General features: G+C 38.6%; 8 protein-coding genes. 5 read left to right on the forward strand and 3 right to left on the reverse strand.

What is annotated here, in order from left to right; genetic code table 11:
- Positions 1–200: 200 nt before the first annotated feature.
- Positions 201–2,702, forward strand: coding sequence for an nSTAND1 domain-containing NTPase (locus tag ACY2A0_RS02725; protein ID WP_461791239.1), 2,502 nt, complete (start codon positions 201–203; stop codon positions 2,700–2,702).
- A gap of 199 nt (positions 2,703–2,901) precedes the next feature.
- The gene (locus ACY2A0_RS02730) at positions 2,902–3,408 is read left to right on the forward strand and encodes an FKBP-type peptidyl-prolyl cis-trans isomerase (RefSeq protein ID WP_461788074.1); all 507 of its coding nucleotides are present in this window, start codon (positions 2,902–2,904) and stop codon (positions 3,406–3,408) included.
- A gap of 81 nt (positions 3,409–3,489) precedes the next feature.
- On the opposite strand, the gene ACY2A0_RS02735 is transcribed toward ACY2A0_RS02730, so the two are convergent.
- The 3 genes from ACY2A0_RS02735 to ACY2A0_RS02745 form a co-directional block, all read right to left on the reverse strand.
- Positions 3,490–3,942, reverse strand: a complete 453-nt coding sequence (locus ACY2A0_RS02735) for a hypothetical protein (protein WP_461788075.1) — start codon at positions 3,940–3,942, stop codon at positions 3,490–3,492.
- Positions 3,943–4,046: 104 nt separating this feature from the next.
- Complete coding sequence (locus tag ACY2A0_RS02740) at positions 4,047–5,240, reverse strand: ABC transporter permease (protein WP_461788076.1); 1,194 nt, start codon at positions 5,238–5,240, stop codon at positions 4,047–4,049.
- Positions 5,237–5,866, reverse strand: a complete 630-nt coding sequence (locus ACY2A0_RS02745) for an ABC transporter ATP-binding protein (RefSeq protein WP_461788077.1) — start codon at positions 5,864–5,866, stop codon at positions 5,237–5,239. Before ACY2A0_RS02745 ends, ACY2A0_RS02740 begins: the two co-directional genes overlap by 4 nt.
- A gap of 1,373 nt (positions 5,867–7,239) precedes the next feature.
- Here ACY2A0_RS02745 and ACY2A0_RS02750 point away from each other — a divergent pair.
- From ACY2A0_RS02750 to glgB, 3 genes are all read left to right on the forward strand, one after another.
- Positions 7,240–9,711: a glycoside hydrolase family 31 protein gene (locus ACY2A0_RS02750; protein WP_461788078.1), complete on the forward strand. Its 2,472-nt coding sequence runs from the start codon at positions 7,240–7,242 to the stop codon at positions 9,709–9,711.
- A 375-nt stretch (positions 9,712–10,086) separates the two neighbouring features.
- Positions 10,087–10,740 carry an ATP-binding cassette domain-containing protein gene (locus tag ACY2A0_RS02755; RefSeq protein ID WP_461788079.1) on the forward strand — a complete coding sequence of 218 codons (654 nt, stop codon included), beginning with the start codon at positions 10,087–10,089 and terminating at the stop codon, positions 10,738–10,740.
- 18 nt (positions 10,741–10,758) lie between these two features.
- Positions 10,759–12,771 (forward strand): 1,4-alpha-glucan branching protein GlgB, encoded by a 2,013-nt coding sequence (glgB, locus tag ACY2A0_RS02760; RefSeq protein ID WP_461788080.1) that lies wholly within the window; start codon positions 10,759–10,761, stop codon positions 12,769–12,771.
- Positions 12,772–12,865 lie beyond the last annotated feature (94 nt).

Genomic DNA, 12,865 nt, shown 5'->3' on the forward strand with positions numbered 1-12,865 from the left:
CCAAAATTTTTGCTGTTCAATTTTGTTCGAAGCAAACATTACTTGTTCGTTCAGGTTTTACTTGCTTGAACAGACAGGCAAAATCGAGTATTTATACTTGTTCGGAGTACGTAATGTTACCTGAAAAGTGTGTTTTTAGATTTATATAAAGCTTTTTTATTAAATTAGCTATACACGATAAACCGATTATAGCTCTCACTATGAACCAAACTATTGTACTTGATAAAATACGGCGACTTATTCTTTTAAAAACGGGAATCCATTCAATTAGCCCATCCGACTGTAAACATATTGCTTCAAGTGTAAGTAAAAGCACTAAGAAATCTATAAGCGAAACTACTATTAAACGGCTTTTTGGTTTTGCTGAAACTAAAAGCAACTTTTCGAGATACACCTTAAGTGCTTTATTAGATTATACCGAAGAAATAGAGCCAACTTTTGCCAATGCACTTAACGATGTACAAAACCTAAAACACATCCAAAACAACTGCAGGACGGTAAGTTTATCGACACGGAAAAACTTAAGCAACAGAAGTGGTATACCCTATCATTTAACTGTACCGCGAATATTCCCTCGATTAGACTTTGACTATTTTTACCATAGCAGCTACAGTTTTATGGCTATTGTATCACGGGCAGGCTATGGTAAAAGTACAATTATGTGTCATTTGGTACAGCAACTTCTCGACGAACAAAATGAACAACAAGAAAAAGATGCGATCTTATTTGTATCAGCAAGGGACATTTTTGACGACCAATTTGAATATACTAACCTTGAACAAAGAATAAAATCGAAGATTGGCTTGGAAAAACACAATGATTTAACCAGCTATTTCTCTGAACAACACCAACAAAACGGAACTAAATTGCTGATCTTTATCGACAGTTTTTCGGAACTGTTGATTAACAACATCTCTAAGCCGGTAATTTTTGATAAGCTCATCAATTTGATTTGTACCATCGGCCAATCAGATGGGATAAAAGTTGTCTTCACCATGCGATCTAATATGTGGAATAGGTTTTTTGATCGCATAAGAAACATGCCACTTGTAGTAGAAAAATGGTTTCCTGGCCTATGCTTTGATATTCGCGATCAGTCTAATATTCCGCCTTTGGCGCTCGAAGAAATAGAAACCATCTTATCCAAAATAGATCCTGAAAAAGCTCAGCATTTAACAAAAGATCTAAAATTGAAGCTTAAATATCCATTTTTCATCCAATGGTATTATTTGCTTAAAGATGAATTTCCAAATTTCGAACCCACTTCTGATCTTTTGTTTTTCGAAATTGTTGATAGATTCATCGCTGAAAAAATACACCATACCAGCTATGCCACAGAGAAAACCATCTTTTGCAGGAAATTAACTGTACTGATGCAGGGGCACAAATCAGTTCCTAAGCTATTACTTATTGAAGATTTAGCCCATTTTAAAAATGCCTATCGAGAATTGCTGGCTGATGGAATTTTGATGGAAGAAAAGCAAGAAGAAGATGGAATTATTGCTGAGTATGTACGTTTTGTACACCCTCACGTATCTGAGTACTTTATATTTTTGGAACGCTATCACGCTGCTGGCAAGAAAGTTAACCAGCGATTTTTCAAGGACATTAACATGCTTTATTCAGGTAATTCGACCCGCTTCCAGTTAATGCAATGGGCTGCTAAAATTATTATTACCAAAGGCAATTTTGAGGAATTAGAGCTGCTAATTTCACAGTCGCTTAACGATTACGAAAAAAAAGCACTGATCCATTTCATCGCCGAAAGTTTAAAATATCTAAAATCTAGAGGGCTATTGCCCCCGCAGCTACAACAGCAAGAATTACATGAAATGATTTGCAGCCATCTGGCTCCTTTAGATTTTGTAGATTCAAGATATTTAGATACTGTTTGCGCCCTCCGAGGTTTTTCCTCGTCCAACAAGCAATCGTTTTTTTATTTATTGGTGCTATCAGTTTATGATTGTCTCTCGATAAACAAATGCCGACTTGCAAAACGATTGAAAGAGATTGAGATGCTACAATTTAATGAAACCGTATTTTCATTATCGCCAATTAAATTACTCCAAAATATCAGCCAACTGATTTCAGGCAGATTGAGTACCAACCCTGAACTTTCTTGGCAAATAGAACAATTTAAGCAAGTTAAACTTAGTATCGAACCTAACAGTGAGAAATTGCCAAGTGATTTAGAAATGCTAGTTTTTGTGCTAATGATTATAAGAGAAAATATTCAAAATCCGAAAGGAGTTTCAAGTATGATAGATGCGATGATTTCTTATTTTCCGCAAATCCTCGTATCGAATAGCCCGTTTTCCGCTTATTTTCTTGCTATCATGGATTTATCATTCAATAGAAGTAATCAGGCTGTAAATGAAAGATTAAGCTCGAAAATTAAAATCAAGATTAAGCAAATAAAGCGTCAGCACTATTCTACCAAGTTTTCAGAAAGTATTTATAAACTTTCAAAAGCATACCAAAACCAAAGATCGGGCAACATAGAGCACGCAATTAATTTTGCCGAGCGTTGTTTGGAAATTTTTAGTCGCAACCAATTACGACTTATAGAAGTTGGCGTTTACGAGCTTCTATCGGAGCTTTACGGTGCAATTGGCAATACGGAGAAAAAAAACGACTATCTATACCAAAAATTTAAATGCTTAAACCAACAAGAAGCTGCGCCGGTTTTAATCGGGAAATAATTAAGGCATTATGCTTTTACTTTGTTAATCGGCGTTAAATCCCAACAATATCACTGTTTTTTTGTTAGCATAATAATTAAGTTATATTTGCCCAGCATTATTAAATGGCAGGCAGATAGTTTTGCATCCCATCAACATGTTAATAATTGAAGCAAAAGAGTAAAAAGCTTCATTTCAATAAATACAAATAATAAAATAAATGAAAATTGCACCTAACACGGTAGTTTCTCTAACTTACGAGCTACATACCACCACTCCAGAAGATAACCAAGTTTTTGTAGAGAAAGCTACTGAAGAAAATCCGCTCGTATTTTTATACGGTGTGGGTATGATGTTGCCAAAATTTGAAGAGCACTTAGCAGGTTTAACTGTTGGTGATGACTATGGTTTTGAACTTGCTCCAGCTGATGGGTACGGCGAAATTGATCCAGGAGCGCATGTTGATTTGCCTACTTCTATGTTTAAAGATGGCGGAGCTGACCTTCCAAACGTTGGTGATGTAATTCCTTTGCAAGATAACCAAGGCAACCAATTTCGTGCTGGTGTAACTGCAGTTGGCGAGGAAGTGGTTTCGGTAGACTTAAACCACCCAATGGCTGGTAAAAACCTAATTTTTGCAGGTAAAATTTTAACGGTGAGAGAAGCAACTGCAGATGAGCTTGCTCATGGTCACGCTCACGGAGCTGATGGACACTCTGGCCACTAATTGAATAATTTCGAACATCGAATGTTCGTTACAAATAAAAAATCCTGAAGTCGAACTTCGGGATTTTTTATTTCTGTACAATTACTTAATTACCTTACCGTTAATTAGCGATATCGGAGATGCATCTAAAGCGTTGGCGGTGCTTAACTTTAGCGTACCACGTACCTTTATCGTTTGGTAAGTAAACTTCGTTGGTTCGGCCAATTGAACCTCTACCATTATAGGCACACCATTTTTGCCACAATAAAAGCACTGGTTAATTGGTAAAGTAGAAAGCATAAATTTTGTTTGCTTCATGCCATCCTTAATAGGAACAATATATCCTTCCAATTCAAAAGGCTTACCTGCCCGTTTTTTAATATCGTTATTAAAAATGGCGTACATTTCACTATCGTCTTTAGCCATTTTAAACTCTACATCTCCAATTACATCCCAATTTGCAGATACAATTTGATCGCTTGGATCATGTTGCGCATTGGCTTTATTGAGCCCCAAGCCAGCTAATAGCAGTAATAATAAAGTTAGTTTTTTCATGTGTGTTTTCTTGTATTTCCCCCATCGTTAGGCACAAAGCAATCCTAAACGAAGTAATTAATTTTAATTGTGTGAAATTGCTTTATGCCACTGTAATGACTTCATTAATTTTCCGCCAAAATTTTAGCTATGTTGGAACGGTATGCCTGGATGGCCGGAATAATTGCTGCTAAAACGCCGATCAACAATCCCGCTCCTAACAAATAGAGCTCTTCTTTAATAAAAAGAAGTCCATTCATTTTTGCCTGACTACTCTCCTGATAACTACTAACCAGTTGCAATATGCCATGCCCCAAAGCTACGCCTACAATTGCCCCTATCATCGTCAAAATTAAACCTTCTAAAATGATTAACGAAAAAAGTTTGGCTTTTGATGCCCCTAAAGTTCGCATGATAGCTAAATCGTACCTTCTTTCTTTTAACGAATTATAAAGATTTACAAATACACTGATGGCAGCCACTAACATAATCAGTACTGCAAACCATTGTAAAGTATCAACCCCAACGCCAATCAAAGAGAACAAACGCGTACTTTCCTGCGCCGGACTAGCAGCCTGCATATTGGTGGTTTGATTTACCATCATCGGAAACATGGCCACTGCCATTGGCGAACGGTACTGAATTAACAGCGAGGTATATTCACGGTCTTCATCGTGATTTTGCGCTTCTTCGTCGTGCCCTTCATCGCCATGCATTTTCCAAACACTTCCTATACCCGTTAAAATTAAGTTGTCGGTTACGTTTTGCTGCGGCGATAAAATACCCACCACTTTATAAGCATGATCCTTATGCTGATCATTCATTTCTGTTAAACCATGCCCGCCAAAGAAGGTATCACCAACCTTCAGCTGCTGTTCATTTGCTACTGCGGCGCCAATAGTAGCTTCCATATCAGCCTGCCAAAATTTACCCTGCTGTAATTTTAAGCCATAAAGGCTGATGTAATTGCTATCAGTTCCAACAATGCGTACACCATTGTAATTATCGCCTAAAGCCAACGGGACAGCTCGTTTCACAAAAGGATTGCGCATTAGCTTTTTAGCTTCGTTCATCGGAATATTTCCCGTTGGAAAATCAATGTAATAAATGCTACTCAAAATCAATTGCAGCGGACTGCCTTTTGCACCAACTACCAAATCAATATCTTTTGAATTCTTTGTAAGCTTATCTTCTATCTGTGTTGAAGCTAATAATAAAACAGTTAAAATTGCAGTACCAAAGGCGACTAACAAAATGTTAAGCACAGCATTTAATGGCTTTGACCAAATGTTTTTCCAACTTATTCTAAACGGGCTCATGCTAAACTATAGGTTAGATTAAATGCATCTTTAACTCTTTTATCATGTGTGGCAACTACCAAAGTAGCCTGATTAATTTCCGATTGCTGTTTTAACAAAGCTAATACCGCTTCAGCATTTTTATCGTCTAAACTTGAAGTAGGTTCGTCCGCAATAAGCAACGTCGGTTTGTTGATTACAGCTCGAGCAATAGTAACCCTTTGCAACTGACCTTGGCTCAATTGCTGAGGATACGCATTTTTTTTATGCAGCATGTCCAAAGAAGCTAAAACATCATCGATGCGTTGCTGATCAGTAGTTAGCCCAGCAAAACTTTGTGCCAACAGGAGGTTTTCAACTACACTTAAACTTTTAATCAAATGTGGCTTTTGGAATATAATACCGATGTGCTGCCCTCTGAAAGCATCTAGTTTTTTCGACGTTAATTCATATAAGTTAGTGTTATTAATACTCACGTTACCACTAGAAGGTTTTAACAAGCCAGTTAAAATGTGCAGTAGTGTAGTTTTTCCGCTTCCGGATTGCCCCAACAGCAACCACTGTTCAGCATCCTTAACCGTCCAATCCGCAAATGTTAATGCTGGAGCGCTGCCATATTGATGTGAAATAGATGTTATAGAAATCATACGATCAATTGCTGTTTGCCACAAAAATAACATAAGCGTTTGGATAGTAAGGGATGAATGTGTAAAGTATTTGCGACTATCGATCAACGGATTGATTTTATAGTTGACGTTAGTTTTTGCAAACTATTTTTCGAAATCCAAAAGCTTAATAAACGTTGCAGTTTAATTTAAACGCAAAGGAAAAAGAAATCGCTAATGCCGCCAAAGTTTCCGACTTTGCGTACCCTGCGCAACTCGCCGAAATCTTTGCGGTTAAAATCATCCTTAATTTAAACGCAAAGGAAAGAAGAAATCGCTAAGGCCGCCAAGCTTCCGACTTTGCGTACGCTGCGCAACTCTCTAAAATCTTTGCAGTTAAAGTCATCCTTAATTTAAACGCAAAGGAAAAAGAAATCGCTAAGGCCGCCAAGCTTCCAACTTTGCGTGCTCTGCGCAACTTATAAAATCTTTGCGGTTAAAATCGTCCTTAATTTAACGAAAAGAAAAAAACTGCTAAGGCCGCCAAGCTTCCGACCTTGCGTACCCTGCGCAACTCTCTAAAATCTTCGCGGTTAAAATCATCCTTAATTTAAACGCAAAGGGAGGAAGAAATCGCCAAGGCCGCCAAGCTTCCGACTTTGTGTGCTCTGCGCAACTCTCCAAAATCTTTGCGGTTAAAATCATCCTTAATTTAAACGCAAAGGAAAAAACGCGAAGGCCACCAAGCTTCCGACCTTGCGTACCTGCGCAACTCTCTAAAATCTTCGCGGTTAAAAACATCCTTAATTTAACGCAAAGGAAAAAAGAAATCGCTAAGGGTGCCAAGCTCCCGACTTTGCGTACGCTGCGCAACTCTCCAAAATCTTTGCGGTTAAAATCATCCTTAATTTAAACGCAAAGGAAAGAAGAAACCGCTAAGGCCGCCAAGCTTCCGACTTTGCGTACCCTGCGCAACTCTCTAAAATCTTCGCGGTTAAAAACATCCTTAATTTAAACGCAAAGGGAGGAAGAAACCGCTAAGGCCGCCAAGCTTCCAACTTTGCGTACGCTGCGCAACTCTCCGAAATCTTTGCGGTTAAAATCGTCCTTAATTTAACGAAAAGAAAAAAACCGCTAAGGCCACCAAGCTTCCGACCTTGCGTACCCTGCGCAACTCTCCAAAATCTTTGCGGTTAAAATCATCCTTAATTTAAACGCAAAGGAAAGAAATAGGCGCTTCCAAATCAAAAGCTTTTAATATTATCAAAACTACTTCGTGTAAAGTATACACTACAATTAATTTGCCTTGTATCTCATTTATTATATATTTACAATATCTTTTTACATCTATAAAATTAATAACAAACAAATGATTAAACGGACGGTTGTTTAACCGAACGATAGTACAATTTATTATGGCAGAGGAACTGAACAACGAGATAGAAGTCACAGAAATACACAATAAGGAACAATTTGAGGAAGAGGTAGTACAGCATTTAAATAATCCTGTTACCGATTTAAAACCTATTGTTAAGGAATATCTAACCTCTGTTAAGAGCGTAAAAAAAGAAGGAAATAAGTTTTATTTTTCTGATGGTGAAGCTACCGTAGAAGTACGTATAGTTAGCGACGAAATTATAAGAGTGCGTTTAGCACCTCATGGCGTTTTCTTAGCCGACTTCTCTTATGCTGTTGAACAAGTGGACAAAAAAGTATCAACTTTTAAACTAGAAGATACTACGGATGCTTATTTGATATCAACCAACACCATAACTTGTAAAGTAAGCAAAGCTGATTTTTTAATCTCTTTTGTGGATAATATTACCGGTTTGGTAACAAGTGCTGATGCTTCTCCGATGCACTGGGAGGAAAATGCCGAGTTTGGTGGCTACTATGTGTATGCAACCAAACAATGCCAAGCAGAGGAAAACTTTTTTGGTTTGGGCGACAAATCTGGCAACATGAATTTACGTGGCCGGAAATTCCAAAATTGGAATACTGATGCCTATTCCTACGGTTGGGACCAAGATCCTTTGTATCGTACCATTCCTTTTTACATGGGTATTAACCAAGGCGAAACTTATGGAGTATTCTTCGATAATACCTTCAAATCATACTTCGACTTTGGAATGGAAGATAATAGTAAAACCAGTTTTTGGGCGGATGGCGGAGAACTTCAATACTATTATATTCATGGTCCACACATGATGGATGTGGTAAAACGATATCAATCACTAACGGGCACCCATCAATTACCGCCGAAATGGGCGATCGGCTATCACCAATGCCGCTGGAGCTATTATCCAGAAAGCAAAGTACGTGAGATTGTAGATGGATTCAGATCTCAAAACATTCCTTGTGATGCCATTTACTTGGACATTGATTACATGGATGGCTACAGGTGCTTCACTTGGAACAAGAAATACTTCCCTGATCCTAAAAAGATGATCAAGGAACTGGCCGACGTGGGCATGAAAACTGTGGTAATGATTGACCCCGGAATTAAGGTTGACGATAATTATTGGGTATTTAAAGAAGGTAAGGAAAACAATTATTTCTGCCGCAGAAGCGATGATTATTTCATGGAAGGGCACGTTTGGCCAGGCCGTTGCCAATTTCCCGACTTCACTAACCCTACGGTTCGAGAATGGTGGGGCGGCCTGTATAAGGAACTAGTAGATATGGGCGTTGCCGGATTTTGGAACGATATGAACGAACCAGCAGTTTTTGGTTCGGGAACTTTCCCTAATGATGTACGCCACAATTACGATGGCTACCGCGGCTCGCACCGTAAAGCGCACAATGTTTACGGTATGCAAATGGTTCGTTCAACCTATGAAGGCCTCAAAAAACTACAACGCAACAAACGCCCGTTTACCATTACAAGAGCAGGCTATGCCGGCATGCAACGTTATGCTTCCGTTTGGACTGGCGATAACGTGGCAACTTGGGAGCACTTAAAAATTGCCAACATCCAGTGTCAACGAATGTCAATTTCTGGCGTTCCGTTTTGCGGTACTGATATTGGCGGCTTTAGTGGAGAGCCAGATGGAGAGTTATTTACACGCTGGATACAACTTGGCGTATTCTCCCCTTTTATGCGGGCCCACTCTGCAGGCGACACACGTGAGCGTGAACCTTGGAGCTTCGGCGAGCCATTTACCTCAATTAATCGCAAGTTCATTGAGCTACGCTATAAATTGATGCCTTACATTTACTCGGTATTCTGGGAGCATCACCGATATGGATTCCCAATTTTGAGGCCGCTGGCGATGTTAGAACAAGAAAATATTGCTAACCACTACCGCCAAGATGAATTTACTTTCGGCGATAAAATTTTAGTTTGCCCTGTACTGGAACAAGGTGCTTCTTCTAGAAGAGTGTATTTGCCAAAAGGAAAATGGTATAACTATTGGACCTTGGAACTGCTTAATGGCGAAAATGAATACGTGGTGGATACTCCGCTGGATACCATGCCACTTTTTGTAAGGGCTGGGTCTGTAATGCCAGAATATCCAGTGATGCAATACGTTGGTGAAAAACACATCGACGAAGTTTGGTTGAATGTATACTATGCCGATTATGAAGTGAATTCGTTTATGTATGAAGATCACGGAGACACTTTTGCTTACGAACAAGACATCTATTTGGAAAAAAAATTCAACGTAAAAGGCGATGCTAACAGTTTCAACATCGAACAAACCATAGAAGGCTTGTACACGCCAACATATGAACTTTATGATTTCCGCATTATAGCGTTACCATTTAAAGTAGCGAAAGTTTTTGTTGATGATAAAGAAGTGGTTGATTTTATTATCAATGAGCGTGGTATTTTACGTTTCAAGTCAAATAAAAATTTCTCTAGGATTAATATCGTAAAAGGATAGCAATCCCAATCGCCGTCACTTCATTTGAAAATTAAATTCAATTAGAAGTGACGGCATAAATTAACCCGAAATGTATCAGAAATTTAAAACGCTCTACCTGCATCATTTCAAATTAGTATTTGCACTAAACTTTGCCCTAAGCTTATACTTCGTTAATTTATTTTATCTCAAAGGTTTCGATAAGGTAGGCCTATATAATTTAGCTATCGCATTTAAACTTCTAGGTTACACCGCTACAGCTGCCATTGAGAAGCTATTTTTCAATCGGCGAATTTTTTACTATTACAATTTGGGCATTAGCTATCGAAGACTTTTAGGCATATTCTTTCTGATAGACTTTATCATTTTTGTGTGTTTTATACTTCTTTGTGCGTTATGGATCAGCTTTATATAGATAGCGTACAACACAGTTTCGGGAGTAAAAACGTACTGAATAACGTTTACTTGCAATGCGATATTGGAGAAATCATTGGTGTTTTGGGTCGCAACGGCTGTGGCAAATCTACCTTGCTAAAGATCATATTTGGCACTATCAAACCCAATTTTAAGAATTTGAAAATAGATGAACAAATTATCGACAAAGCTTATCTAACGGGGAAAGTTGCCTATTTATCACAAGCATTTTTCATCCCTCATTACCTCAAACTAAGTGTTGCCGTAGCGCTCTACACCAACCTGCATCAAACAAAGTTGATGAATTTAGAGCTGATCAATAGTAATATTAATCAACCTATCGGTAAACTTTCCGGAGGATATAGACGTTTTGTTGAAGCTTTGTTGTTGATTTATAGTGATGCCAAGTTTGTACTGCTCGATGAGCCATTTTCGCAACTGTCGCCTCAACTTATCGATGAACTGAAAGTCCATATCAACGTTATGCAACCTCACAAAGGTTTTATAGTTACAGATCATTACTATCAACAAATCGTGGATATTTCATCCAAAATAACCTTGATTAACCATGGCTGTAATTATCATATTAATACAATCGATGATTTAATTCTTCACGGTTACCTGCCCAACCGTTAAATTTTATTAGTTTTAAACATGCCAAGTAAAAAAACCACAACTGCGGAAAAAATAAGCAAAACACCTGTGAAACGTGCTAAAAAAGTGACAGATCAAGTTGCTTTGCAGCAATTTCAAACACCGGTTTGGCAACATACTCTTTTTACCGATTTTGACATTTCCTTATTTCTTCTGGGAAAACATTTTAGGCTTTACGAAAAAATGGGTGCACATCTGTGTGAAGTTAATGGTGTATCTGGAGTTTATTTTGCAGTTTGGGCGCCCAATGCACAAAAAGTATGTGTAATGGCCAATTTTAACGGATGGAACAAGGAAAGTCACCTGCTCTATAACCGTTGGGATCAGTCTGGAATTTGGGAAGGGTTCATTCCTCATGTTAAAAAAGGAGAAATCTATAAATATTTCATCAAAGGTTTTGATGGTACTGACCTAGAAAAGAGTGATCCGTATGCCTTTCATGCTGAACACCCTCCACATAAAGCTTCTATAGTTTGGGATACAGACTATCAATGGAAGGACAAGGCTTGGATGAACAAGCGTGAGAAACTTAATGCGCTTAACCAACCTATCTCAGTTTACGAAGTGCATTTAGGTTCTTGGCAAAGAGATCCAGCAAATACAGAACGAGTGTTAAGCTACGGTGAAATTGCGAAAACGCTAGTGCCTTATGTGGTAAACATGGGCTTCACACATGTGGAATTTCTGCCTGTAATGGAATACCCGTACTATCCTTCGTGGGGCTATCAAGTAACGGGCTATTATGCTGCAAGCTCTAGGCACGGTTCTCCACAAGATTTAATGTTACTTATCGAGGAGTTCCATAAAAATGGCATCGCCGTGATTTTAGATTGGGTTCCTTCGCATTTCCCGGGTGACGCCAATGGCTTATATCATTTCGACGGTACGCATTTATATGAACACTCCGATATGCGAAAGGGTTTCCACCCCGACTGGAAATCGTACATTTTTAACTATGATAGAAATGAAGTACGCTCATTTTTGATCAGCAATGCCATGTTTTGGTTGGATAAATATCATTTGGATGGACTTCGGGTAGATGCCGTTGCGTCAATGTTGTACTTCGATTTTAGCAGGACTGAGGGAGAATACGGATTGAATGAATACGGCGGAACTGAAAACTTAGGCGCTATAAAATTTCTTCAGGATATGAACGAAGCAATTTATGGGAACTTTAAGGGCGTTCAAACCATTGCTGAAGAAAGCAGCACGTACGATGGCGTGACGAGACCAGTTTACGCTGGTGGCTTAGGTTTTGGAATGAAATGGATGATGGGCTGGATGAACGACACCTTAAAATACTTCAAACTTAATCCAATCAGCCGAAAATACCACCATCATCAGCTTACATTTAGTTTGACTTATGCCTTTACCGAAAATTTCATGTTGCCGCTGTCACACGATGAAGTAGTGCATGGAAAATCACCCATGATTTATAAAATGCCGGGCGACGAATGGCAGAAATTCGCCAATTTGCGTGCCCTGTATAGTTATATGTGGACACATCCGGGTGCTAAGTTACTTTTTATGGGCAATGAATTCGCACAAACATCCGAATGGAATTGCTTCGAATCACTCAACTGGGATTTATTGCAATATGCGCCACATCAAGGTATGCAAAGGCTGATTAAAAAGTTAAATGAACTTTATGTTAATGAACCAGCACTCTACGAACATAACTTTTCGTATGAAGGATTTGAGTGGCAGGAAGCCGACGATGTGGAACAATCTGTGTATGTATACCAACGAAAAGGTAAAAAGGCAAAAGATACATTAATTGTAGTTATCAACCTGACACCCGTGTATCGAGAAAACTATAGACTTGGTGTACCAACAAAAGGAAAATGGAGAGAGATTTTTAACTCAGATGCGCAGGATTTTGATGGTAGCAACCAACTTAATGAAGTTAAAAACACAGAAGATATCGATGCTCAGCGGCACAAACAATCCGTTATCATTAATATACCTCCTTTAGGTGTGAGTATTTTTAAAAAAACAAATAGACCCCTCTAATGCCGACAATCAAAATCGAGTAAAGTTTTTCGCGAGATGTGTAAATATGTTCACTTGGCCGCGTTATTATTTTGAGACGTGATGATGGCATATC

Origin of the sequence: Pedobacter sp. (genome assembly GCF_965249885.1) — a bacterium.
Taxonomy (GTDB): Bacteria; Bacteroidota; Bacteroidia; order Sphingobacteriales; family Sphingobacteriaceae; genus Pedobacter.

Coding starts and splice junctions, on each gene's coding strand:
- ACY2A0_RS02725 (WP_461791239.1), top strand. CDS start 201: ATGAACCAAACTATTGTACTTGATAAAATACGGCGACTTATTCTTTTA.
- ACY2A0_RS02730 (WP_461788074.1), top strand. CDS start 2,902: ATGAAAATTGCACCTAACACGGTAGTTTCTCTAACTTACGAGCTACAT.
- ACY2A0_RS02735 (WP_461788075.1), bottom strand. CDS start 3,942: ATGAAAAAACTAACTTTATTATTACTGCTATTAGCTGGCTTGGGGCTC.
- ACY2A0_RS02740 (WP_461788076.1), bottom strand. CDS start 5,240: ATGAGCCCGTTTAGAATAAGTTGGAAAAACATTTGGTCAAAGCCATTA.
- ACY2A0_RS02745 (WP_461788077.1), bottom strand. CDS start 5,866: ATGATTTCTATAACATCTATTTCACATCAATATGGCAGCGCTCCAGCA.
- ACY2A0_RS02750 (WP_461788078.1), top strand. CDS start 7,240: ATGGCAGAGGAACTGAACAACGAGATAGAAGTCACAGAAATACACAAT.
- ACY2A0_RS02755 (WP_461788079.1), top strand. CDS start 10,087: ATGGATCAGCTTTATATAGATAGCGTACAACACAGTTTCGGGAGTAAA.
- glgB (WP_461788080.1), top strand. CDS start 10,759: ATGCCAAGTAAAAAAACCACAACTGCGGAAAAAATAAGCAAAACACCT.